The following is a 22899-nucleotide window of genomic DNA, read 5'->3' on the forward strand; positions in this document are numbered from 1 at the left end:
ATATAGCGGTTTTGCTGGTATAATTTAAATGATTATGTCATATACATTCGAAAGAAATCGAATTAAAGGCTCCCTAATTTAAAGGATGTGAATTCCTGATGAAATTACCCGAAACTATTATGCTTCAAACTAATCAAGTTCACACTACACCGGAAAAAGAAGTGAACGAAACCAAAGCATTTGCATGCTCTAAACCTTTTCATTTCAGCATAGAAATTGATGCCCAACAGTCACGATCCCAAGCTTGCCCAACAAGCAAAAAATCTTTCTTGCTTAATAAACTCGCTATATCGAAGGATGATTTGATAATGAATGATTTAGATCGAAAAAAAGCAGACCTCGAATGCAAAAGTTTAAAACTTGAACAGGAAATTGTTGAAAAAGAGCAGACTTTAATGATCCTGCAAAAGGCCATCCAAACTGCCACAGGAGAATATCAAGCTGTTTCTGCAAGCCATTTGGCAGCCGGGTTAGCTCATGAAATAAGAAACCCGCTAACAACGCTTAAGGGATTTATCCAGTTGCTGAAGCCGGAACTTCAGGCTGTTGGCAAGCAGGAGTTCGCAGACGTAGCTCTTGATGAAATTAACCGTGCAAACAGCTTACTTACTGATTTTCTTTCTGTTTTAAAACCTGGCTCTTCTGAGAAAGAGAAGCTGTCTATAAACGAGTTGGCATCAAGTATGATCCAGTTGTTTTCAAGCGAGGCGATTTTAAAAGATATCGAGATCAGCGGTGAATTTCCTGGACAAGATTTGTATGTATTGGCAGATAAAAATGCACTTAAGCAGGTTCTGGTCAATTTGTTGAAAAATGCAATCGAGGCTGTTGAAGGAAATCATAATGCAAGGGGTTCTATAAAAATAGTTGTAAGTAAAGATAGAGATTTAGTTGCGGTGAGTGTGATCGATAACGGCAGCGGAATTGATGAATATTCCCTAAAGAAGATTTTCTCTCCATTTTACACTACTAAAACAGGTGGAACAGGGATGGGATTGGCAGTCAGCAAGCAAATAATCGAAAATCATGGTGGCAAATTGAGTGTTACTACTCAACCCTTTCAAACGATATTCAAAATTTCGCTTCCTGCCGTTTAATTTGCCGGACATTGTATTATTCGAAAAATTGTCATATTGAAAATCGTTCATCTCTTCCTTTGACTGGTAAAATGTAGGTAAGAACAAGAGAAAGAAGGCGGATTGTAATGGAAGAAGTTATTAAGCAGGCTGAAAGTTTTGTGTTTACAACCACAACCGCTGATGTCACGTCGCCCGATGATTTTATTGTAGAATTTCTTACTGAAAATCCTGCCAACGACAAAAATGAACCTTCTGCGATCAAGATAAAGAACATGGATGAACTGCTGGATTTCATGGAGAAAATGGAATGGTAATCTGATTCACTAAAGCTAATAACTGAGTTATAGATTTCCTAATTTGAAAATAGACTAGAAATCCTCCTTACAAAATTAGTTATAAGAAAAATGCGATTCCCGAAAGAACCGCATTTTTTTTCATTATTGCTTACACTTTTAGCAGTTTGAACTTTCCCGTGCCAAAAACATCTTTTACATAATCCAGTTTTGTATCGGTCAAATAAACTGAATCACCTTCATGAATCAGGATAGAAACCTCTTCAAATGTAAAAATCTGATCATTTTTTAATGGCTGCTCTTCCAGAGCGACCCGAAGCTGAGGTCCTCCTCAGCCGATTCCCATCGTCAGTCGGACGTATAGCTTTTCCCCATCCTTGCTCTCTTTGCGTATTGCCTGGTGCAATATTTTAGATGCACTTTCTGTTATTTTGAACAAGTCCTCTCCCCCTTCCTTAGTCACTTTCTGCCATACCCTTTTTTTAAAAAGATTATCGAATTTTGACAAAATAGTGAATATCATACTGAAATTTATACATTTAACACCATTCTTATAATATATTATCCTTAGAGGCGAAAAAATAAAAATGCCTCATTCTAATCTGGGGAGATTAACATGAGAAAAAAGAAGAAAAAACCTTATGGACTGGTCATGTTTGCTGGCTTAGGTGTTTTGGCATCTGTATTAACATTCCAGATGTACCATGAAGCCGAGGCAAAGGCACCAAGTATTAAAATGAAATCTCAAAAATCCCATCTAGAAAGAAGCTTTGATGTTAGCGGCAAGAGTTTTGTAGAAACAGTAAAGATTGGAGCAATCGGTGACATCCTGATCCACGATACAGTTTATGAAGATGCCTTTGTGAATCCGGGGTATGATTTCAAACCAATGCTCAGTAATGTCAAAGAATACTTAATAGAACCTGATCTTTTGCTGGCGAATCAGGAAACACTTCTTGGCGGTGATGAAATTGGCTTATCAAGCTACCCTAGTTTCAATAGCCCGGTTGAAGTTGGAGAGGCATTGATCGATGCAGGGGTGGATATTGTATCGAATGCAAATAATCATTCCCTTGATAAATCTGAAAAGGGTGTTCTTGCATCCATAAAGAATATGGAAGCGACCGGTCTTCCTTATGTTGGTTCGTATAAAGACGATGCAGACAAGCAAGAATTACGGATCCTAAATAAAAATGGGATAAATGTTTCTTATTTGTCTTACACCTATGGAACAAATGGCATCCCAGTCCCTTTTGGAAAGGATCACCTCGTGAACCTAATTGACAGAGAAACAATGAAAGCTGAGATTCACCGCGCCCGAACAGAATCAGACATTGTCGTTATGAGCATTCACTGGGGTAATGAATACCAGCGTTTCCCTACCACTGATCAAAAAGAGCTTGCCCAGTTTCTCATCAATGAAGGTGTTGACATCATCTTTGGTCATCATCCCCATGTTCTTCAACCTATGGAATGGCTGATGGCAACGGACGGCAGAAAGGCATTGGTCGTCTACTCTCTGGGAAATTTCCTGTCAGGTCAAATGTGGGATTATAAAGATATCGGCGGTCTTGCTACTGTCGAAATAACAAAAACCCTCACACCGGATGGCAAAAAAGTCGTATTGCATAACCCTGAATTCCTTCCAACCTTTGTTTCGAGCAGCAGGCAAAGTAATTATCGGGTTGTTCCGTTGCAACAAGCCGGTCAATACGGTCTTGCTGGAGCTGAAAATAAATACAATGAGATCATGCATCATATGACTCATTTAATAAAAGAATAAATGTGAGAGAGCCCGGTCCATGAAGACCGGGCATTGCTTATGTTATAATCGTTCTATCTGGTATGAAAGGAGAACAATATGAAAATTACAATTAATGATGATGCAGCAGCATGGTATGAAAATGAAATGGACCTTTCATCCGGAAGCTATTTGCGATTTTTTGTCCGGTACGGCGGTTTCAGTTCAATCCAGAAAGGTTTTTCATTAGGTGTCTCCAAAGAAGAACCGGATCACATTGGCGTAAAAGCAGAAAAAAATGGCATCACCTATTATATTGAAGAAAAAGATATTTGGTATTTTGATGGCCATGATATGATCGTGGAACTCCACCCAGTTGGCCAAGAACCTGACTTCAAATTCGAAAAGGAATAAGGCAGACGCGAAAGCGCCTGCCTTATTTTTCACCTTTTATGAGAGGGCTCTCAATACCCTCCTGTTTTAAAATTTCAGCCTGCTTCGTTCCTAAAAGATCGAAATGAGGGTAATTGTTATTCCTTTTGTCAATCCACTCTGGCCGCAAACCATACTTTCTCCCCCACTCAGCTAACCTTTCAAGATCCCTGCATCCTACCTTCGTAACCGTTGAACAGTCCGGGTAGCGTTCATCAATCCAGTAATGGGTCAGGAAGGCGAGCTCTCCTCTATCTACTTTATCCTTCCATTCCTTAAGCTCGTGGCGTTTTATCCCGAAAGCCAATCAGACCTGCTCCTTTACATCTTCAGGCTTTTTCATGGCCTGTAAATAAGCTTCATGCCAGTCGGGATAGCTCCTTTTTAGCGAAATCGGCCGGAAGCTATCTTTTTTAACACAGACATGTTTTGAACTGCCGGTCAATGCCAGCTCCCCTTCTCCATTGAAGATTTCATATTTATAGACAGACCGGATCCCATCATACTCCTCCACCCATGTCTTAATTGTTGCTGTATCTCCATATCGCAATGGTTTTTTATAGGAAGCCTGTATATCAAGTACAGGTGAAATGATTCCATCCTTCTCCATCTCTGCATAATTGAAGCCAAGCTCTTTGATCAATTGTGTTCTGCCCAGCTCCATCCACACCAGATAATTAGCGTGATACACGACCCCCATCTGGTCTGTTTCCGCGTATCGAACCTCAATCTCCCTTGTAGAAATTATCATTGATATTCCCCTTTATTTTCAAGGATTTTTATCCTTTAAGTTTTTTTAAAGCTCTTTCAAAATCCTGTTTTTCCAGGTATAAAACATCCTCATCCAAATCCTCAAAATGATTGTGGTCAATCAATCGATATGCCTGAGATTGAATCGCTTCATCCACTAAGTTTGTGGCGAATCGCCCATTCCCTTTTATTTCTGTTTCTGAAAGTTGCTCAGTCAGAAACGCTTCAACTTCGGTACCCATTCTGTATTGATACTTGCCAGCGTAGTTTCTGATGATGAGCAGTAAATCACCCACACTATAGTCAGGAAAGTGGAAAAACTTCTTGAACCGTGACCTTAAGCCAGGATTACTTTCCAGCAGCATATCCATTTCAGCAGGATAGCCAGCAAGAATCACGACGAGATTTTCATTATGTTTTGTCATTTCATCGACAAGAGTATCAATAACTTCCTTGCCAAAATCACCCGAGCTTTGGCCAAGAAGAGAGTATGCCTCATCAATAAATAATACCCCTCCGAGCGCCTCACGGATTTTTTTCTTTGTTTTGATGGCTGTCTGTCCAACGTAACCAGCGACAAAATCCGCCCGGCTGCTGACGATGAGGTGCCCCCTCTTCAACATGCCGCATTCCTTCAAAAGTTCTGCGTAAATCTTGGCTACAGTCGTTTTTCCTGTTCCAGGATTACCGGTGAATACAGAATGGAGCTGGATCGGCACAGCAGGCAATCCTTTTTCCTTTCGCAGCTGCTGCATCCTCACGAATGAGGTCAGGGAGGTAACCTCTGCTTTTACAGTGTCCAATCCTACGAGTGCATTCAGTCTGTCGAGCGGTTTTTCAGTTGAAGTATTTACTGTAGATTCAAAATCCTCTTTTTCCAATAAAGTATAGGTCGAAAAGTCATGTTCTTCACTTTGCCTTGATCCCTTTTTAAAAATCGCTTCCAACACAAGGTTTCGTACCGTCCTGGCATTACCAAAGGTATCATCGACTCTTTCCTTTTCGATTCGATCCGTTAGTTCAAGCTTTGCTGCTTCTGTCATGGCATAATCGTTATCCTGTGCAGCTTGCTCAGCGATTTGTAATAGCTCACTATTCGAATAATCAGGTAGATGAATTAAATTTGATTGCGGGAACCGGGATCTTAACCCTGGATTCGCATCAAGAAATTGTCTCATCTCCTCTGGGTACCCAGCAAGAATCACGGCGAATTGACCGCCATATTCTTTCCCGGTCATTAAGGAAACGAGAGTATCAATAGCAGTTTGGCCATAATCATTTCCAGTCTGACCTTCCCGCTTAAGACTGTAAGCCTCATCAATAAATAGCACGCCACCGAGGGCTTGCTCGACGACCTTCCTGACATTTTCTTCTGTTTGTCCAACATAAGCACCTACAAGCTGGGAACGGTCCGCCTCAATTATTTCTTCTCGCGGCAGTACTCCCAGCTGGTGATATATTTTGGCGAGCAATCGTGCTAATGAAGTTTTCCCTGTTCCTGGATTTCCGGTCAGGACCATATTCAAGCTTTGATCATCTTTCGTTTGCAGACCAAGCTCTTTCCGCTTTTGCTGATATTTCAAGAACCGGTAAAAATCATTCACTCTCTCCTTGACCGATTCAAGTCCTATCATTTTGTTAAGTTCGGCCAAAGGGTCTATTTCAGATAGTTTATCGCTTTCCGATTCCTCAGCAAATTCTTCTCCCCAGTTCAGCTTGATTCCTTCCAGGGTTTGAAGTCTTTTCTGCATTTCTTCATAATGGACAGCTGTGTGAAACACTCCGGTAACAGACTCTTCATATAACTCTGTTGCTTTCAGGAGGGCTGCAGTCTCTTCTACAGCCTTCTCCAGCAAATTGGTCAGCCTTTTGAATTTAGCCCCAGCTTCAGAGCCTGCATCAAGCTGCTGGGCTTGAAGGTCATCCAGCTCTTCTTCAGCATGTGACAGGAATTGCTGTGAAATATTTATGTACTGCTCTGCTGTTTTCTTTTTTAATGCCCGATTATCAGTTTCCCTGATCCGAGGATAAACAAGCTGGTCAAATAGATTCGCTTTATTTTTCCATTGATTTCTCGCAAGCAGGGATTTTGCCTTCTTGTTTGCTGTATCGTTTTCAAGCGCAGTCCTTAACCATTCAAGGACAAGAGAATCATATCCGTTTCGCTGGGCTCTCGATTGTGCCGCCAGAGTCAGGGTTTGAGACAGTTGCTTATGGTCTTCCGTTTTTGACAGTTTCCTGATTGCGGTGATCAAACTGGCTTCATCCTGAATGAAACCTTTTGTATTTATCTCCTCTTCCCACAGCTTAATCTGTTCAGCCATAGGAATTTGTTTTTTTTGTCGTTCCATCTAAATCACTTCTTTATCTAAAGAGTTTTCGTAGTTTTAGTTTACATTCCGTATATTATCACATTTTTAAACAAACGGAAAAAGACCCGCCTGTTGACGGGTCCTTTAAATTTACTGCTGGTTATGCGCTTCATCCTTGATTTCTGCCCTGAAGGCATCAATACTTTCTCTGCGGCGCTCATTCTTTGCCTTGATTCTTTGCTGGTCTTCAGGACTAGAGTTGACCATTGCAGCTTCCGCATCTTCCATGTTTTCAATCGTATGATGGATCATAGACTGCAGCTTTTCTACATTATCGCTTCGATCATCTGGCTTTGGTGTATGGTTTGCCATGGTATTGTACCTCCTTCTAAAAAGTACATCAATAGTATGCAACCCGTCCTATCAATTATTAGCGGAAAACAGTGGATATCTTTTGTTGGGCAAAAAATAAAGGCCCGCCAAGTTATTGGCAGGCATATTCACTCGGTTATTCACCTTTGGTTTGCATTACCTGGGCATGTTCACCCGATTTATCATTCATTTTCTTCCCTTTATTGCCACTGAAACCACGCGGCTGTGTGCCGAGGTGGCTTGGAACATAATGCTTGCTGTCCCTTTTAGGATTGCTCATGTATATCCCTCCTCTAGAATAAGTTTCTCCTAAAGAAGAGGTATTCATAAATGGTAATGTATGATATTTACTCAGCTTTGCCCAAGTGTTTTTGCTCTAATTTAGCCTCGATCTTCTCGAGTGCATCACGGTCATTCAGAAGTTGGCGTTTATTTTCCATAACAAGCTCTTGAAAAGAACGCTTTCTAGGTTTTCTCATCGTGTTCACCATCCTTTGTCATCATTGTAACAGTTATTATGTCCGGAAACGGTTGCAATTATTACAACTTTTTGAAAATTTAATCGTATTTTATTCTTACCCGCTAATTTCGTGTATTCTCCATGCAATTTTTACCATAAAAAAACACCAGTAGCTTGTACTGGTGTTACTTCGTGAGTTCCTGCATTTGATCGTATGTCATCGAGCCGATGTGCTTTTTTAAAATCAAACCCTGCTCATCGATAATGAATGTTGTGGGAATAGAAATTATCGAGTATGTTTGCTGTGTGGATCCCTCTTGATCAAGCAGTATAGGGAAGGTTAAATTATTTCCCTTCACAAATGATTTTACATTGTTCTGAGGATCCAGATTGACGGCCAGTATTTCAACATCCTTCGACTTTTCATTGTAAAATCGCTCCATCGCCGGCATTTCTTCTTTACAAGGCGGACACCAAGTGGCCCAAAAGTTCAGCATCACCTTTTTGCCTCTGTAGTCTTTCAAACTAACCTCGTCACCGGCAAGGTTTTTCAATTTGAAATCAGGAGCTACCATCCCCGCATCAATTCCTGTTGTTGCTTTTGACGCTTCAATTGCTTGTGGTTCCTCGATTTTATAAAATTGCTGGAAAATGGCAAATAAAACCAGTCCAGCAAGAATACCAGCCACGATCGCTTTTTTGACCATGGGAAAACCCCCTTCGGTTAATTTACAAGTAGGATATCCCAAGTATACAAAGATAATGAAAGTGGAAAAGTGAGAAAATTTGAGGATTGTGTGAATTTTAATGTAGAATACTTAGTATTTTCAGGACTGATAAGTGGTATGTACAAGCTTAGACTTTGTACCTCAGGAACAGCTTTGTCGAACTTGGTAAATCTACGGACAAAATATATCAGCACTCGCTCTGTTTTGTCCGAACCTAGGGCACCTTCGAAAAATCAACCGACACACATACAGTTGTCTTAGAACTCCATCTTAATCCAAACATCTCAAACCCAGCCAACATCATTAAAAATGCCAGGGAGTGCATCATCCCTGGCATATACCATGCTTATTGTTCAAACAAACGCGGCAGTTCTTCGCTGTAGTTTCCTTGCATGATTCCTTTTTCTGTAATGATTGCGGTTATTAAGTGATGTGGTGTTACATCAAATGCCGGGTTGAAAACCTTGACGCCTTCAGGTGCTGTCGATTTCCCAAAACCAGCAGTGATTTCCTCTGCTGCACGTTCCTCGATAGGTATTTCATCCCCTGTTTTTGTTTCAAGATCAATTGTCGATAGAGGCGCAGCGACATAGAAAGGGATATTATGGGCTTTCGCGAGCAACGCGACTCCATATGTACCAATTTTATTTGCAACGTCTCCGTTAGCTGCTACGCGGTCGCAACCCACGATGACTGCCTGGACCTTTCCCTGTTGCATGACCATGGCGGCCATACTGTCAGTGATCAGGGTTACATCGATTCCAGCCTGCATTAATTCCCACGCTGTCAGACGCGCCCCCTGGAGCAACGGACGGGTTTCATCCGCGTACACCTTTATATCCATTCCGTGTTCTTTAGCCAAATAGATTGGAGCAAGCGCTGTTCCATATCTTGCTGTGGCAATGCCGCCAGCGTTGCAATGAGTTAACAAAGTCATGCCGTCTTTAAATAAAGTTAAAGCATTCTCGCCGATGGAATTGCAGACATTTTCATCCTCCTGGCGAATCAGATGGGCTTCCTGTTCCAATAGCCTTTTTATTTCAGCTACAGGCTTAGAGCTTGATTGCTTAGCACATGTATCCATCCTCTTCAATGCCCAGAATAAATTGACCGCAGTTGGCCGAGATGTGGCAAGATAATCTGCTTTCTCTTTAAAAAACTCATAAAATGCGTCATAGTCACTTTCAGGAGCATCCTTGATGCCAAGGGCAAGGCCGTAAGCAGCCGCAATGCCAATTGCTGGAGCACCTCTTACTTTTAGCTGTTTAATCGCATCCCATACATCTTCAATATTATCGATTTCAAGGAATTCTGTTGCCTGGGGAAGTTTTGTTTGGTCTAATATATATAGTTTTTCACCATCATATTTGACGGATTGTAAAAATGATTCTTCCATGGTTATCCTCCTTCTGGCTTTTAAGACAATTCTGAACTAAATATCATTTTATCAATTATAGGCCCCATAGCAAGTGAAAATTATATATAAAGAAATTTTTTTCGCTTCACCGTAGTACCGGCACATTTAAAAAGCAGCGCCAATTGACGCTGCATTCACTGTTTACCGGTAATATAATATGGTGGAACTCTTAACCATCCTTTTTCCTGCATAAGCGATTTAAATGTCAAAGAAAAGGTGATTTTCATCGTATGGTATTTTGCAAATAAGTAACCAACATCCGACCTGACAGATTCAGTAATGCCCCTTGTTGCAGAAGTGATCCCTACTACAAGATTATAAGCAATCAGATTGGCAATTTCCTCATCATTCATCCTTGCCCCTTCAGGAAGTGCCTGGTATTCACCAACTATCTTTTCCGCTCCTACATCAGGCAGGGGGATTCCTTCGTCTTTGAAAAACTGTGTTAATTCCTTGATCATTGGTCTGTGTACATTCTCGATGATATCCATGATTTTTTCTTTGAGTTCAGGATCTTGTGCTAAATTGTATGCATGCTGGTCATAGCGGAGAGTTTGTTCGGTCCCATGAAGATAAAACCATAGGTTCATTACTTCACCGACATGCAACGGCTTTTTTTCACCGTCCATAAAAGGGCCAAATGCATCCTTCAATACCTCAAGTAGATTCAAAGCATGGCACCTTCCTTTCTGCAAATGAATTTGCAGTTATTATTGGAAGAATAAAATCTTTTTATTCATGACCTTTTTCGGTTATTCCCAGCCTTTGTTTTATCAAATCGATAAAATTTCTTGCCGGCCTGGAGAGGTGATGTTGTTTTAACCAGATCAGGCCTACAGAGGAAACCAACTCAGCATCTGAAATCTTTCGGGCAAAAAGATTCGAATATCCATATGATTGAAAAACAGACTCAGGAACTATGGTTGACCCAATACCTGAGTATACCAATTGCATCAGTACATTCATATCCGAGCATTCACAAATGACCTGAAGCGGCAGCTGCACTTTTGTAAAGGCGTCGTGGATTATATTAAAGCTGCCCAGTCCCTCAGTAGAAGGAAGGATTAGTGGATAGTCGCTAATTTCTTTTATAGAGATCTTTTCTTGTCCATTTTGCCTGCAAACGAAAACGAATGATTCATTATATAAATGAAGGTAGTTTAGATCTTGATTTGCCAATGGAAGCCTGACCAGCCCCAGTTCAATTGTTCGGTTTTTTACAAGCTCAGCCAAGTAAGCAGAATCATTTTGTACAATCCGCAAATAGACTAGCGGAAAGGATGAGTGAAATGCTTCCAGCCAATCTGGAAATTCCGGCACAGAAAGAGTGTTGATCCCAACTGATAAATTCCCCTTCCTCCCTTCATCCGTTTCTTGAAGTTCATTTTTCACTTCCTCAAAGGCATGGACAATGTTTAGTGCATGTCTATATAGCAGCTGACCCTTATCAGTCAATTCAAGTTTTTTTCCATGCCGCTCAACCAGCAGCACTCCCAGTTCTTCTTCCATTTGTTTTAACTGAAGGCTTAGCGGCGGCTGTGACATATGAAGTCTATGTGCTGCAGCTGTTATATTCCTTTCTTCGGCGATCGCGATGAAATAACGCATTTGTCTAATATCCATAAAAACCCCTTCTATTTAAAAAAGATATGATTTTAATATAAATTATATATTTTAAATATAACTCAAGTCTATGGTACGATATTTTCATTCGTTTCAAAACGGAAAAATTTATCTAAAAAGAGAGAGGAGAAAAAATGGATAAATTATTTCAATTAAAGGCACATGGTACAACGCTAGGAAGAGAGTTATCTGCAGGTCTTATTTCCTATATCACTGTTGTATACATTATCATTGTCAACGCAACTATATTAGCAGCAGCAGGCATTCCGCTCGAAGCAGGAATCATTGCTACGATCCTTACCGTGTTCGCAGGCTGTTTGCTCATGGGATTCTGGAGCAACACTCCAATTCTAGTGATTCCTGGCATGGGGTTAAATGCGATGTTTACATATACAATCGTGCAATCCGGGGGTTTTACATGGCAGGAAGCTCTAGCAATGGTTTTTGTATCTGGTATCCTGTTTATGGTTCTAGCCTTCACTCCGCTGGCAAAAACCATAATCGCATCCATTCCCGACTCGTTGAAAGAGGCCATTACAGTTGGTATTGGAATACTGTTGATTTTAATTGGTTTTGATAATAGCGGGATTATTACAAGCTCTGAGCATACCCTGCTAGAAATCGGGGATCTGAGCAGTTCAACAGCACTCATCACATTGATTGGTCTAATCGTCACAGTGGTCCTTTTTATTAAAAATGTTCCCGGCAATCTATTGCTTAGCATAGTGTTTACTTCTGTACTTTCCTTCCTTTTCGGGGACTTCGGAAGTGGTGGAGTTTCGTGGGCCATGCCGGCTATTGGTGAGTACACATCTGTTTTTGGGCAACTGTCATTTGCCCAGGCAGGTAATTTTGTATTCTGGCTGACAGCCTTTTCTCTTGCAATGGTTGTCATTTTTGAAAACATCGGCTTGATCCATGGCCATACAAAAATGCTTAATCAGACTCAAAAAAGTAAGAAGGCCCTCCAGGCTAATTCAATTTCGGTTGCCACTGCAGGGATTTTCGGAACGAGCCCAACTGTATCATCTGTAGAAAGTGCTGCAGGAATAGCGGCTGGCGGCCGAACAGGATTAACGAGTATCACTACAGGTGTCCTGTTCCTGGCTTCGATCGTGCTGATTCCTGTTATTAAAGTGGTACCTGAAAGTGCTGTATCACCGGTATTGATTTTAATAGGGATATTGATGCTTCAGAATATAACGAACATCAAGCTTGATGATTTAATGGAAAGCTTCCCAGCACTTTTGATTATCGTATTAATTCCATTAACCTACAGCATAGCTGACGGCATGGCGATTGGGTTTATCCTTTACCCGCTCTTAAAGCTGCTGATGGGTAAAGGCCGGGAAATCCAGCCAGCACTTTATATGATTGCTTTGCTGTTCCTTGGCAATTTCGTACTGCAATATGCACTTTAATGCATTTAAAAGCCTCGAACTATCCCAAAACTGTTCTGTTTTTGGGGTGCATACGTCAAAAAAGGCATAGTAAATGGCGCGGAAATTTTTCCGCGCCATTTTTTATTTTATTTAAGTGAAGATTAACTTGCTCAGTCAGAATGCTTCACACTTAGTACAGTGATCGTAGCCAAGATGACCATCATTCCAAATAGTTGAATGGTGGTCAATTGATCCCCGATAATCAGCACTCCAAATAATGAAGCTGTCACCGGCTCTACCATAGCAACCATAGAAGCAGTTGTTGGAGCAGTCCTGCGAATGCCAATCAAATAAAATACAAATGAAATGCCAGCACCTACGATCCCTAATAGAAGAAACCATCCTATGTCGCTTGACGTAGCCACAGCAACTGCTTCATCTTTGTCCGCAAAAAGCAAAAGGATGAGACATAATGAAAAAAATGCAATGGTTAACGTTGTCTGCGGATTTCCGATTGACGAGGCGTTTTTGAATCCAAATATAAACAATGCATAGGATAGGCCAGCAGCTAGCCCCGCTGCCACTCCTAGAAAACTTACTGAAACCGATTGGGTGTTGTAGGCACCTGTTAGCAGGGTAATGCCTATAAGTACACCTGCAATGCACCCCCATTTAAACCAAGTTGAACGTTCTATTCGGAACAAAAAAGATATTAAGAGGACGAAGACAGGCGCCGTGTACATTAAAGTAGCAGCAACAGCAATGCTTGAAGCTTGAATACTTAGAAAATAAAATGTGAAATTACCTGCTACACCAACACCCGCGAAAAAGGACCATAAGAATAAACGTGTAGAAGAGGTCCAATTCTGCCTAAAGCGGAATAGAAGCCACGCAAAAAAACATAAAAATCCAACCGCCCCTCGGTAAAGTGAAATCACAACAGGGTCCCAGCCCTTGGTCATTAAAATATCGGCAATCCCTCCACTAATGCCCCAGAATATTGCGGCTAACATAACTAAGCCTACCCCTGCAAACTTCATCTTTTCCCCCCTTATATTGGTTTGAATTTTATACACTGTTAATAACATAAAAATAATTCCAACATTTCTCATTAAGCTTCTCTGATCAATATATGTTTTTAAAAAGGTATTAACGATAATTCCCTTGTTATCCTGGCTAAAACATGCTGACATCGTTAAAACTGGTGAATAGGGTTGTTTATGATTAGTAATTAAAAAATACATAAAAAATGGCGTGTAAAAACTGATAGTCAGTTTACACGCCATTTTTTTGTATTGAAAAGGCACCCTAAAACAGGGCAGTTTTAATTTGCTTTTTTAAGAATATACGAGGATGGGTTTGTATGGACGTTTGGAATGAACTTTGAAGCTTCCTGCAACAAATGTATTTGTGCAGCCTGTGCCTGATCGACTGTCCCCATGCCATACATCTTCAAGGACCTCTCAAGTACAAGCATCGATTCATGACCGTTTACATAGTAGAGACTTTCACCAACACGAGGGTAATAGGATTCAAGAGGTTTAATATTGGAAATGACATGATACTGTGCTTCCCCGTTTTGAGAGTACCCTGCGACCACTGCTTCAAAAGACTGTCCATCCACCATAAGCATGGGATTATTGATTGATGACTGGATGGATTCAGCCAATTCTTTGAGACTGAGTCCTTGATTAACGAGAGTTTCAGCAGCACTTGCGGCCATCATGGCATATTCCTGATCACCAGAGAAAGCTATGAAGGCTGTATTTGGTATTAATTCTTTAAACCTGATATCATCAATCACCTGATGAGTCCCCAAATCAGTTACCAATGAAATAAAATCCTCTCTTGCAACTATTGATACTAGGCCCATAGAAAACACTCCTTTTGTTCCATCATCTACCTTAAACATACAACTTTGGGAGTAAATATCAATAGGAGAAGTTGTCGATTTATCGGAAGTTTTCGCGGATTTTGTAAGAATTGAGTATTAAGAGGGGATACAAGTATAAAAGTAAAAGGAGTTTGAGGATTAATCAAACTACTGACAGATTTGTGCGTTGCCATTTATACAGGCACATCAATCTCATAAGTCATAAGGATACGGAGAAAGATGCCCTTATGTAAGTCATTCCTGCCTCATAAGGGTACCGTTCACCCAGAAAGATGCCCTTATGAAAGCCATTCCTCCTTCATAAGGGTACCGTTCACCCAGAAAGATACCCTTATGTAAGCCATTCCTCCCTCATAAGGGTACCGTTCACCCAGAAAGATACCCTTATGTAAGCCATTCCTCCCTCATAAGGGTACCGTTCACCCAGAAAAGATGCCCTTATGCAAGCACTTCCTAGTCATAAGGGTACCGTTCACGCAAAAAGATGCCCTTATGCAAGCACTTCCTAGTCATAAGGGTACCGTTCACGCAAAAAGATGCCCTTATGGCAGTCATTCCCACCACCAACTGAAAAAACTGGAATTTCCACAGGTTTTATCCCCAAACACAAAAACCCCCTGGTCCGCATAACGGCCAGGGGGTTCAGCTAAATTATTTACGCTTTTAGTTTATCACGAAGAACCATTTGCAGGATGCCGCCGTGACGGTAGTAGTCGATTTCGACTTCTGAATCGAAACGTACAAGAGCATCGAACGTCTTCTTGTTGCCGTTTTCGTCAGTTGCTGTCACAGTGATGATGTCGCGTGGGCGAACCTTTTCATCAATCTGCACATCGAATGATTCTCTTCCTGTCAGGCCAAGAGTTTCTGCGTTTTCACCAGCTTTGAATTGAAGTGGCAGAACGCCCATCAATACAAGGTTTGAACGGTGGATACGCTCGAAGCTTTCAGCGATAACAGTCTTGATTCCTAATAGGTTAGTACCTTTTGCAGCCCAGTCACGGGATGATCCCATGCCGTAATCTTTTCCTGCGATAACCATAAGGCCAGTGCCCTGCTCTTTGTACTTCATGCAAGCATCAAAGATGGACATGACTTCGTTCGTCGGCCAGTAAGTTGTGAAGCCGCCTTCTGTGCCAGGAGCGATTTGGTTCTTGATACGGATGTTTGCAAATGTTCCGCGCATCATAACTTCATGATTACCACGGCGTGAACCGTATGAGTTGAAGTCGCGAGGTTCTACACCCTTTTCACGCAAGTACTTTCCAGCTGGTGTATCTTTTCCGATTGCACCTGCAGGAGAAATATGGTCAGTTGTTACAGAATCACCGAACTTGCCGACAATACGAAGGCCGTTCAATGGAGCAACTTCCCCAGCCTCTGGAGTCAAGCCTTCAAAGAATGGAGGGTTTGCAATATAAGTTGAATCCTCATCAAAAGTGTAAAGCGGATCGCTGTTTGTTTGGATCTCGTTCCACTTTTCGTTGTCAGTGAATACAGTTTCGTACTCTCTGCGGAATAGTTCTGGAGTAACAACGCGGTGAACGACTTCGTTCACTTCTGCAGTTGATGGCCAGATATCCTTGAAGAATACATCGTTGCCATTCTTGTCTTTACCGATAGGATCGTTCTGAAGGTCGATGTCCACAGTTCCTGCAAGAGCATATGCAACAACCAATGGCGGTGATGCCAGGTAGTTAGCTTTTACAAGCGGATGGATACGTCCTTCGAAGTTACGGTTACCTGAAAGGACAGAAGTAACTAGAAGGTCGCTTTCAGCAACAGACTTTTCGATTTCCGGCTTTAATGGTCCGGAGTTACCGATACATGTTGTACATCCATAACCAACAAGGTTGAAACCAAGCGTCTCAAGGTAAGGAAGCAATTCTGAATCACGAAGGTATCCAGTAACAACCTTTGATCCTGGTGCCAATGAAGTCTTGACGAACTTAGGAACTTCCATACCAAGCTCAACAGCTTTCTTGGCAACAAGGCCTGCACCTACAAGTACGTATGGGTTAGATGTATTTGTACAGCTAGTGATCGCAGCGATGGCGATTGCACCAGTCTTCATTGTCGTTTTGTCACCATTAGCGAACTCAACAACAGCTTCTTTTTCGATTTCTTTCTTGTCTAAGCCAAATCCCTGATTTCCTGCAGGTGCAGTCAATGCTTCCTTGAAGGACTTTTGCATTGCTGAAAGCGGAATCAAGTCCTGTGGACGCTTAGGGCCGGAAAGGTTAGCTTCGATTTCTGAAAGGTTGATTTCTACAACATCAGTGTAAACCGGCTCTAATGCAGGATCGAAGAATAATCCGTTCTCCTTGCAGTATGCCTCAACCACTTTAATGTGATCCTCTGTGCGTCCAGTTAAACGCATGTAATCCAGTGCTTCTCCGTCAACTGGGAAGAAACCGCAAGTTGCGCCGTATTCTGGTGCCATGTTGGCAACAGTCGCACGGTCAGCAAGTGGAAGTGTAACAACGCCAGGTCCGAAGAACTCGACGAATTTACCAACAACGCCTTTACTGCGAAGAACCTGAGTCACTTTAAGTGCAAGGTCAGTTGCAGTAGCGCCGTTCGGCATATCCCCTACTAATTTAACACCTACTACTTCTGGAACAGGGAAGTATGAAGGCTGGCCAAGCATTCCAGCTTCTGCTTCGATACCGCCTACGCCCCATCCAAGAACACCAATACCGTTGATCATAGTAGTATGAGAGTCAGTACCTACCAATGAATCAGGGAAAGTTTCAAATTCGCCATCTGCATTTTCAACAGCATGGACAACGCTTGCAAGGTACTCAAGGTTAACCTGGTGCACGATACCTGTTGCTGGCGGAACAGCACGGTAGTTATCGAAAGCTTTCTGTGCCCAGCTCAAGAACTGGTAACGTTCAGCATTACGTTCGAATTCAAGCTCCATGTTTACATTAAGCGCGTCTGGAGTTCCGTATTTATCAACCTGTACAGAGTGGTCGATTACAAGATCAACCGGCTTCTCTGGATTGATTTTTTGCGGGTCTCCACCCATGTCAGCCATTGCTTTTCTTAGTGAAGCAAGGTCAACAACTGCAGGTACACCAGTGAAGTCCTGAAGAATGACACGTGAAGGCTTGAAAGGCACATCCACTTCTTTTACTTCGCTAGTTCCCCATTTTGCTAGATTTTCAACATGCTCTTTAGTGATTACAAAGCCATCATGCTGGCGAAGTACGGACTCAAGCAATACCTTAACAGAGTAAGGTAGTTTTGAAACATTGCCGATTCCAGCTTTTTCTAGTGCTGCCAGGCTATAGTAATGATAGCGTTTCCCGTCAACTTCAAATGAACTGCGGGCGTTAAAAACATCTTGGTTTGACATATGTTTACCCCCTTCTTCTACGTAAACATCATAAACTAAATAAAAGTAATTGTCGAAAAGTTTGAATCTTGTATCCCATCCTAACTTTTCTCACAATTTCATATTAATATAACCTTGTATATAAGTAAATAACAAGAAAGTTATTGTGGTTGATAAGTTTTTCTTATTATAAAAATTATAAACATGATTAAAACAATCCTAATGGGATTTTATCAAAGAAAAAATCCTGGCTGATTTTACAACTCTAGTATTCAAAACTATTTTACAAAAATGAAAAAGCTGGATTGGGTATGGCTAAATGGGAAAAAATATGGCAGATGGAGGTGAATTTTATGGTAAAAAGAAAAGCAAATCATGTCATTCCCGGAGCAAATGCTGCAAAAGCCCAAGGCAATGGTGCAGGTTTCAACGAGGAAATGGCTAACGAACCATTATCTGAACTGGAAAAGCAAAACAATAAGAAACGCAAGAAAAACCAATAATAAAAAGCGGAAGGCCTCCCTTCCGCTTTCCCTGCTATTCCATATTGACTTCATTTACAATGCTTCGCAAATCCTGCTGGAACCTTTCAAGCTGCGCCCGTTGATGTTCAGATGCATTTTCAAGAGCGTTTTCGATTTGCTGGAATGCTTCATTCACTTCATTTTTGAGATGCTTTAGTTGGTGTCCATAGCTTGCGCTGTCCCGGACAATTTCCGAGTACAGCCCTTGTGCGTCTTCGAATCCTTGCTGTGCCGCCTGGAAAGCTTGCTGTTTATCTTTATTATAAGGCATGTGTGATTCCTCCTGGTGTAATAAATCTATACCGTTAAATTGCTCAGTTATAAGTAATTTATTCAGTATAAATTCGCTTGAAAATCCAATCCTAAAGTCAGGAGGGATGAGCTATGAATAAAAATGATTCAAAGGATATGCGCAAAAATGCTCCGAAGGGTGATCAAGACAGCCAGCCTGCTCCATTAAGTGGATCAAAAAAGGTTAAAAACCGAAACCATACTCGTCAAAAACATAATTCTCATCACGACATGTAAAAGCTAAAAGACGCATTAACTGCTGAACAAACCAAAAAAGTAAGGTCTGCCAGTTTAAATGGCAGGCCTTACTTTCTAAATAAGTTTAAAAGCATCCAAAAGAATTCTTTCTTCCTCAACCGTGACCGTCCGCAGATCGATATTAACCTCTTCTTTTTGTATCCGCACCACGATTGCCGGTGAATGTTCCGTCCTTAGCTTTCTGGCAATATGTTCAGCGCTGACCTCCGGATGGCTAACTGAGACTAGATAGGTGGGCAGCTGGACATCGGGCATTGTCCCACCGCCGACCTGGCTGGTTCCTTCAGTCACAACCGCTTTTAGCTCACCCTCAAAAGAATTAATCTCCTGGGCAAAGCGCTTCGATCTTCCTTTAAGTTCATCTGCGGGAACAAGCAAGTCTCTTAGAGTCGGGATATTGAATAAGCCCTGCTCTCCCCTTAGATAATCCATTAAAGTACCCTCTAATGCCGCCAGTGTCATCTTATCGACTCGAACGACTCTTGCCAGCTGGTGTTTCTTTAAGTTATCGATCAGTTCTTTTTTTCCAGCGATAATACCAGCCTGTGGTCCTCCCAGCATTTTATCTCCGCTGAATGATACAATGTCGGCACCCATTTTAAGCACTTCACCGACAACAGGTTCTTCCCCGATCCCATGGCGAGTGAAATCATAAAGAACACCACTTCCAAGATCTTCGTAAAAAATAACCTGATCGTGCTTACCAGATAGTTGGGCCAATTCATTTGTTTCAACTGTTTTTGAAAATCCATATATTTTGAAATTGCTCGTATGAACCTTTAGGATCATCGCCGTATTTTCTGTAATGGCATCCTCATAGTCATATAAATGTGTTTTGTTGGTTGTCCCAACTTCTACTAAATGAGCTCCGCTTTCTTCCATAATAGAAGAAATCCGGAATGAGCCCCCAATTTCAACAAGCTGCCCGCGTGAAACAATGACTTCTTTGTTTTTGGCGAGTGCACTCATGATTAAATAAACAGCTGCTGCGTTATTATTGACGACCATCGCAGCTTCAGCGCCGGTGACTTGTTTAACAAGGGTTTCTACATGGCTGTGCCTGGATCCGCGCTCACCTTCCTTAAGCTTATACTCAAGGTTGGAATAATTCCTCGCGGTTTCTACCACATGCTCCACTGCATTCTCACTCAACCGTGCCCTTCCAAGATTCGTATGTAAAATGGTCCCTGTTGCGTTAATGACCCTTTTCAGTGTGTAGTCAAATCTTGCTTTTGCTGATGAATCAATCAATTTAAATAGCTCGTCAATAAACAGATTGGTACCAGGCTCTGGACCGCCCCATTTATCGCTGACAATTTGTTTCCTAATTTTATCTAAAACCTCTTTAATTAGGTCTGTGAAACGTTCTCCGTCTGTATCATGCTTCTTGATTAATTCAAGAAATCTGGAATCTTTCTGTAATTCATGGACAGCGGGAAGCTGCCTTAATAATTGTTTCAAAATCGATCTCCCCCACAACGGTTGTACATTCATTCATTATATCATTATTGACCATATAAAAGTTTTTTCAAAACGGTGAACTTGAATGGTATGAAAAAAGCCCGGCTAAATAGCCCGGGCATTAATTCATCGCTTCCATTTGTTTGATCATTTCGTCTGAGTCAGGAAAAACACCTGTGTCCAGTTTTGAATATATTGTCTGGCCATTTATAGTAACTTCAAAAGCTCCCTTTGAAGCCGGAATCAACTCCATCTTCTCAATTCGGCTTCGAAAATGAGTGAATAGTTCTTCCGCGAAACTCGCGGCTTTTGGTGCGTAGTTTCATTGCATGCAAAATTGGATGGTTACCTGAAAATTATCCATTATTGAATCCCCCTGTATAACTTTATATATGTATTTATTGTCATTTTAGTGTAAAGACAATGTCAGTGCAAATAATAATAGCTTAAGGATGATTTTAAAAACAAGAAAGAGTATACTTTTTGTGGAGGTGATCAGGTTGAGTGAACACGAGAAAATCCGTTTGACTTCGCTATCAACAAAGGCTGGCTGAGGATGCAAAATCAGTCCCGAGGACTTGACGCAAGTTTTGCGTCTATTGCCAGAACAGGATTATGTTCCTGAATTGCTTGTCGGACATGAGACTTCCGATGATGCAGGTGTTTATAAACTTACAGAAGATATCGCCCTGATCCAAACAATAGATTACTTCACCCCCGTAGTGGATGATCCATATATGTTTGGACAGATTGCTGCCGCCAATGCACTAAGCGATGTCTACGCAATGGGCGGGGAACCTAAGACCGTCCTTAATATAGTGGGATATCCTATCAAAAAGCTTGGTCCGGATATACTCGCTGAAATATTAAGAGGTGCCAGTGACAAAGTGAAGGAAGCTGGAGCAGTGACGATTGGCGGTCATTCAATTGATGACCAGGAACCTAAATTCGGCTTATCTGTAACTGGGCTTGCCCACCCTGGTGCTATTTGGAAAAATATCGGTGCAGAACCAGGTGATTTGCTTGTTCTCTCAAAACCAATCGGTGTTGGAATCCTGACTACAGGAATCAAGCGCAACGCAGTAACTGCTGAACAAGAGCGCGAAGTGACCAAAACAATGGCTTTACTGAACAAGTCTGCTGCAGATGCGCTGAAAGACTTCACTCCACATGCTGTAACGGACGTCACAGGTTTCGGTCTGCTTGGGCATGGCAGCGAGATTGCACGTGGCAGCAATGTCAGTTTTGAGATTTCATTATCGGATGTACCTGTTTTAGAAGGCACATATGAGTTGGCTGCAAAAGGAGTCGTGCCTGGAGGCTCGAAATCCAACCACAGATGGCTGGATGGTGATGTAGAGTATGAGGATATTTCTACAGAAGAGCAATTAGTACTCTGTGATGCGATCACTTCTGGAGGGCTCCTTGTTGCGCTTCCTGAAAACGAAGCTGGTAAGTACGTGGAAGCCCTGAAAAACAAAGGACTTGTACATGCAGCTATAGTCGGGAAAGTCATAGAAAAGAAAGATAAACTAATCTATGTAAAAAGGTGAAATCAATGAGATTTCACCTTTTCCTTTTATCTATAGCTTTGCTTTTAATTTTTCCAGCATGTCAGCAGTCATACTTGAAAGATCATACTTCGCTTTGAATCCCCACTCTTCTGCTGCAGTTGATGCATCAATGGAGTTTGGCCAGCTGTCCGCTATTGCCTGGCGTACAGGGTCGACATTATAGGATATTTCGAAACCAGGAATATGCTTCTTGATTTCCGCTGTCAATTCCTCTGGATCAAAGGTCATTGCAGTAACGTTGAAAGCATTTCTGTGAATCAGCTTTGAAGGATCAGCTTCCATCAGATCGATGATTGCTCCAAGCGCATCAGGCATATACATCATATCCATATACGTGCCTTTATCTATATACGAGCTGTATTTCCCATTTTTGATCGCTTCATAGTAAATTTCAACGGCATAATCAGTTGTGCCTCCGCCTGGCGGGGTTACATAGGATATCAACCCAGGGAATCTAACACCCCTTGTATCTACTCCGAAACGGTAGAAATAGTAATCAGCCAGCAGTTCTCCGGCAACCTTGTTGACACCATACATTGTGGTTGGACGCTGGATTGTGTCCTGAGGCGTTTTATCTTTAGGCGTATTCGGCCCGAATGCCCCAATGGAGCTAGGCGTGAAAAACTGCAAATCCAGCTCTCTTGCAATTTCAAGAGCGTTCATCAATCCGCCCATGTTAAGGTTCCAGGCAAATACCGGCTTCGTTTCAGCCGTGGCAGACAACAATGCTGCCATATGCATGATCGTGTCGACATTATATTGCTTTGCTAATTCAACCATTTTGTTTGCATCCATTACATCAAGAATCTCGAATGGACCGTTATTAGCAGCTTCAGTATCAGTTTTCCTGATATCCGTAGCAATGACATTTTCCTGTCCGTAAATATCACGTAGTTTAACAGTTAGTTCAGAACCAATCTGGCCAAGAGCGCCAGTTATTAAAATTTTCTTCATTTGTATGTATT

At 41.7% G+C, this 22899-nt stretch carries 24 protein-coding genes and 1 pseudogene; 8 read left to right on the forward strand and 17 right to left on the reverse strand.

The genetic code is table 11. The annotated features are described in order from the left end of the window. The first annotated feature begins 98 nt into the window (after positions 1-98). From FOF60_RS13110 to FOF60_RS13125, 4 genes are all read left to right on the forward strand, one after another. Complete coding sequence (locus tag FOF60_RS13110; RefSeq protein ID WP_192472343.1) at positions 99-1097, forward strand: ATP-binding protein; 999 nt, start codon at positions 99-101, stop codon at positions 1095-1097. A 107-nt stretch (positions 1098-1204) separates the two neighbouring features. Next, the gene (locus tag FOF60_RS13115; RefSeq protein ID WP_192472344.1) at positions 1205-1393 is read left to right on the forward strand and encodes a hypothetical protein; all 189 of its coding nucleotides are present in this window, start codon (positions 1205-1207) and stop codon (positions 1391-1393) included. Positions 1394-1988: 595 nt separating this feature from the next. Beyond that, positions 1989-3155: a CapA family protein gene (locus FOF60_RS13120; protein ID WP_192472345.1), complete on the forward strand. Its 1167-nt coding sequence runs from the start codon at positions 1989-1991 to the stop codon at positions 3153-3155. Positions 3156-3233: 78 nt separating this feature from the next. After that, positions 3234-3527 (forward strand): HesB/YadR/YfhF family protein, encoded by a 294-nt coding sequence (locus FOF60_RS13125; protein ID WP_192472346.1) that lies wholly within the window; start codon positions 3234-3236, stop codon positions 3525-3527. A gap of 22 nt (positions 3528-3549) precedes the next feature. Here the strand turns inward: FOF60_RS13125 and FOF60_RS13130 are convergent, their stop codons facing one another. From FOF60_RS13130 to FOF60_RS13175, 10 genes are all read right to left on the reverse strand, one after another. Continuing rightward, positions 3550-3852: a hypothetical protein gene (locus tag FOF60_RS13130; RefSeq protein ID WP_192472347.1), complete on the reverse strand. Its 303-nt coding sequence runs from the start codon at positions 3850-3852 to the stop codon at positions 3550-3552. Further along, on the reverse strand, positions 3853-4296 hold the full coding sequence (locus FOF60_RS13135) for an acyl-CoA thioesterase (RefSeq protein WP_192472348.1): 444 nt from the start codon (positions 4294-4296) through the stop codon (positions 3853-3855). Between the two features lie 28 nt (positions 4297-4324). Further along, positions 4325-6646 (reverse strand): AAA family ATPase, encoded by a 2322-nt coding sequence (locus tag FOF60_RS13140; RefSeq protein ID WP_192472349.1) that lies wholly within the window; start codon positions 6644-6646, stop codon positions 4325-4327. A gap of 111 nt (positions 6647-6757) precedes the next feature. Beyond that, complete coding sequence (gene tlp, locus FOF60_RS13145) at positions 6758-6979, reverse strand: small acid-soluble spore protein Tlp (protein ID WP_192472350.1); 222 nt, start codon at positions 6977-6979, stop codon at positions 6758-6760. A gap of 136 nt (positions 6980-7115) precedes the next feature. Next, on the reverse strand, positions 7116-7259 hold the full coding sequence (locus FOF60_RS13150) for an acid-soluble spore protein N (RefSeq protein ID WP_192472351.1): 144 nt from the start codon (positions 7257-7259) through the stop codon (positions 7116-7118). 67 nt (positions 7260-7326) lie between these two features. Further along, positions 7327-7458, reverse strand: a complete 132-nt coding sequence (locus tag FOF60_RS13155; protein WP_144480839.1) for an FbpB family small basic protein — start codon at positions 7456-7458, stop codon at positions 7327-7329. 166 nt (positions 7459-7624) lie between these two features. Continuing rightward, positions 7625-8146, reverse strand: a complete 522-nt coding sequence (locus FOF60_RS13160; protein ID WP_192472352.1) for a redoxin domain-containing protein — start codon at positions 8144-8146, stop codon at positions 7625-7627. Between the two features lie 367 nt (positions 8147-8513). Next, the gene (gene mtnA / locus FOF60_RS13165) at positions 8514-9563 is read right to left on the reverse strand and encodes an S-methyl-5-thioribose-1-phosphate isomerase (protein ID WP_192472353.1); all 1050 of its coding nucleotides are present in this window, start codon (positions 9561-9563) and stop codon (positions 8514-8516) included. A 155-nt stretch (positions 9564-9718) separates the two neighbouring features. Then, positions 9719-10255 (reverse strand): DUF3231 family protein, encoded by a 537-nt coding sequence (locus FOF60_RS13170; RefSeq protein ID WP_192472354.1) that lies wholly within the window; start codon positions 10253-10255, stop codon positions 9719-9721. 61 nt (positions 10256-10316) lie between these two features. Continuing rightward, complete coding sequence (locus FOF60_RS13175; RefSeq protein WP_192472355.1) at positions 10317-11207, reverse strand: LysR family transcriptional regulator; 891 nt, start codon at positions 11205-11207, stop codon at positions 10317-10319. A gap of 134 nt (positions 11208-11341) precedes the next feature. Between FOF60_RS13175 and FOF60_RS13180 the strand changes: the two genes are divergently transcribed. Continuing rightward, on the forward strand, positions 11342-12628 hold the full coding sequence (locus tag FOF60_RS13180) for an NCS2 family permease (RefSeq protein ID WP_192472356.1): 1287 nt from the start codon (positions 11342-11344) through the stop codon (positions 12626-12628). A 131-nt stretch (positions 12629-12759) separates the two neighbouring features. Here the strand turns inward: FOF60_RS13180 and FOF60_RS13185 are convergent, their stop codons facing one another. The 3 genes from FOF60_RS13185 to acnA all read right to left on the reverse strand — a co-directional run bounded on the left by FOF60_RS13185 (position 12760) and on the right by acnA (position 17847). Further along, positions 12760-13629, reverse strand: a complete 870-nt coding sequence (locus tag FOF60_RS13185) for a DMT family transporter (RefSeq protein ID WP_192472357.1) — start codon at positions 13627-13629, stop codon at positions 12760-12762. Between the two features lie 284 nt (positions 13630-13913). Beyond that, positions 13914-14462 carry a hypothetical protein gene (locus FOF60_RS13190; protein ID WP_192472358.1) on the reverse strand — a complete coding sequence of 183 codons (549 nt, stop codon included), beginning with the start codon at positions 14460-14462 and terminating at the stop codon, positions 13914-13916. A gap of 676 nt (positions 14463-15138) precedes the next feature. Beyond that, positions 15139-17847, reverse strand: coding sequence for an aconitate hydratase AcnA (gene acnA, locus FOF60_RS13195; RefSeq protein WP_192472359.1), 2709 nt, complete (start codon positions 17845-17847; stop codon positions 15139-15141). Between the two features lie 332 nt (positions 17848-18179). Between acnA and sspO the strand changes: the two genes are divergently transcribed. Continuing rightward, positions 18180-18329 (forward strand): small acid-soluble spore protein SspO, encoded by a 150-nt coding sequence (gene sspO / locus FOF60_RS13200; RefSeq protein ID WP_192472394.1) that lies wholly within the window; start codon positions 18180-18182, stop codon positions 18327-18329. Positions 18330-18363: 34 nt separating this feature from the next. Here sspO and FOF60_RS13205 read toward each other — a convergent pair whose 3' ends face one another. Beyond that, positions 18364-18621: a hypothetical protein gene (locus FOF60_RS13205; RefSeq protein ID WP_192472360.1), complete on the reverse strand. Its 258-nt coding sequence runs from the start codon at positions 18619-18621 to the stop codon at positions 18364-18366. Positions 18622-18734: 113 nt separating this feature from the next. On the opposite strand from FOF60_RS13205, the gene FOF60_RS13210 reads away from it, so the two are divergent. Continuing rightward, entirely contained in the window at positions 18735-18878 is a 144-nt protein-coding gene (locus tag FOF60_RS13210) for a small acid-soluble spore protein P (protein WP_023614207.1), read from the forward strand. Between the two features lie 75 nt (positions 18879-18953). Here FOF60_RS13210 and selA read toward each other — a convergent pair whose 3' ends face one another. Together selA and FOF60_RS24575 are read right to left on the reverse strand one after the other, a co-directional pair. Continuing rightward, entirely contained in the window at positions 18954-20360 is a 1407-nt protein-coding gene (selA, locus tag FOF60_RS13215) for an L-seryl-tRNA(Sec) selenium transferase (RefSeq protein ID WP_192472361.1), read from the reverse strand. A gap of 121 nt (positions 20361-20481) precedes the next feature. Continuing rightward, a pseudogene (locus FOF60_RS24575) lies at positions 20482-20670 on the reverse strand (Rdx family protein); the annotation flags it as partial. A gap of 142 nt (positions 20671-20812) precedes the next feature. On the opposite strand from FOF60_RS24575, the gene selD reads away from it, so the two are divergent. Further along, positions 20813-21913, forward strand: a complete 1101-nt coding sequence (selD, locus tag FOF60_RS13220) for a selenide, water dikinase SelD (RefSeq protein WP_192472362.1) — start codon at positions 20813-20815, stop codon at positions 21911-21913. Positions 21914-21943: 30 nt separating this feature from the next. Here selD and FOF60_RS13225 read toward each other — a convergent pair whose 3' ends face one another. Then, positions 21944-22888 carry an L-threonine 3-dehydrogenase gene (locus tag FOF60_RS13225; protein ID WP_192472363.1) on the reverse strand — a complete coding sequence of 315 codons (945 nt, stop codon included), beginning with the start codon at positions 22886-22888 and terminating at the stop codon, positions 21944-21946. Positions 22889-22899: the final 11 nt, after the last annotated feature.

The organism is Mesobacillus jeotgali, assembly GCF_014856545.2.
GTDB lineage: Bacteria > Bacillota > Bacilli > Bacillales > Cytobacillaceae > Mesobacillus.

Excerpts from the sequence above, each read along its gene's own strand:
- FOF60_RS13175 (WP_192472355.1), bottom strand. The coding sequence starts at position 11,207 with ATGGATATTAGACAAATGCGTTATTTCATCGCGATCGCCGAAGAAAGG.
- mtnA (WP_192472353.1), bottom strand. The coding sequence starts at position 9,563 with ATGGAAGAATCATTTTTACAATCCGTCAAATATGATGGTGAAAAACTA.
- FOF60_RS13190 (WP_192472358.1), bottom strand. The coding sequence starts at position 14,462 with ATGGGCCTAGTATCAATAGTTGCAAGAGAGGATTTTATTTCATTGGTA.
- FOF60_RS13210 (WP_023614207.1), top strand. The coding sequence starts at position 18,735 with ATGAATAAAAATGATTCAAAGGATATGCGCAAAAATGCTCCGAAGGGT.
- tlp (WP_192472350.1), bottom strand. The coding sequence starts at position 6,979 with ATGGCAAACCATACACCAAAGCCAGATGATCGAAGCGATAATGTAGAA.
- FOF60_RS13205 (WP_192472360.1), bottom strand. The coding sequence starts at position 18,621 with ATGCCTTATAATAAAGATAAACAGCAAGCTTTCCAGGCGGCACAGCAA.
- FOF60_RS13120 (WP_192472345.1), top strand. The coding sequence starts at position 1,989 with ATGAGAAAAAAGAAGAAAAAACCTTATGGACTGGTCATGTTTGCTGGC.
- FOF60_RS13225 (WP_192472363.1), bottom strand. The coding sequence starts at position 22,888 with ATGAAGAAAATTTTAATAACTGGCGCTCTTGGCCAGATTGGTTCTGAA.
- sspO (WP_192472394.1), top strand. The coding sequence starts at position 18,180 with ATGGTAAAAAGAAAAGCAAATCATGTCATTCCCGGAGCAAATGCTGCA.
- FOF60_RS13155 (WP_144480839.1), bottom strand. The coding sequence starts at position 7,458 with ATGAGAAAACCTAGAAAGCGTTCTTTTCAAGAGCTTGTTATGGAAAAT.
- FOF60_RS13180 (WP_192472356.1), top strand. The coding sequence starts at position 11,342 with ATGGATAAATTATTTCAATTAAAGGCACATGGTACAACGCTAGGAAGA.
- FOF60_RS13135 (WP_192472348.1), bottom strand. The coding sequence starts at position 4,296 with ATGATAATTTCTACAAGGGAGATTGAGGTTCGATACGCGGAAACAGAC.
- acnA (WP_192472359.1), bottom strand. The coding sequence starts at position 17,847 with ATGTCAAACCAAGATGTTTTTAACGCCCGCAGTTCATTTGAAGTTGAC.
- FOF60_RS13160 (WP_192472352.1), bottom strand. The coding sequence starts at position 8,146 with ATGGTCAAAAAAGCGATCGTGGCTGGTATTCTTGCTGGACTGGTTTTA.
- FOF60_RS13125 (WP_192472346.1), top strand. The coding sequence starts at position 3,234 with ATGAAAATTACAATTAATGATGATGCAGCAGCATGGTATGAAAATGAA.
- FOF60_RS13150 (WP_192472351.1), bottom strand. The coding sequence starts at position 7,259 with ATGAGCAATCCTAAAAGGGACAGCAAGCATTATGTTCCAAGCCACCTC.
- FOF60_RS13185 (WP_192472357.1), bottom strand. The coding sequence starts at position 13,629 with ATGAAGTTTGCAGGGGTAGGCTTAGTTATGTTAGCCGCAATATTCTGG.
- FOF60_RS13110 (WP_192472343.1), top strand. The coding sequence starts at position 99 with ATGAAATTACCCGAAACTATTATGCTTCAAACTAATCAAGTTCACACT.
- FOF60_RS13140 (WP_192472349.1), bottom strand. The coding sequence starts at position 6,646 with ATGGAACGACAAAAAAAACAAATTCCTATGGCTGAACAGATTAAGCTG.
- FOF60_RS13115 (WP_192472344.1), top strand. The coding sequence starts at position 1,205 with ATGGAAGAAGTTATTAAGCAGGCTGAAAGTTTTGTGTTTACAACCACA.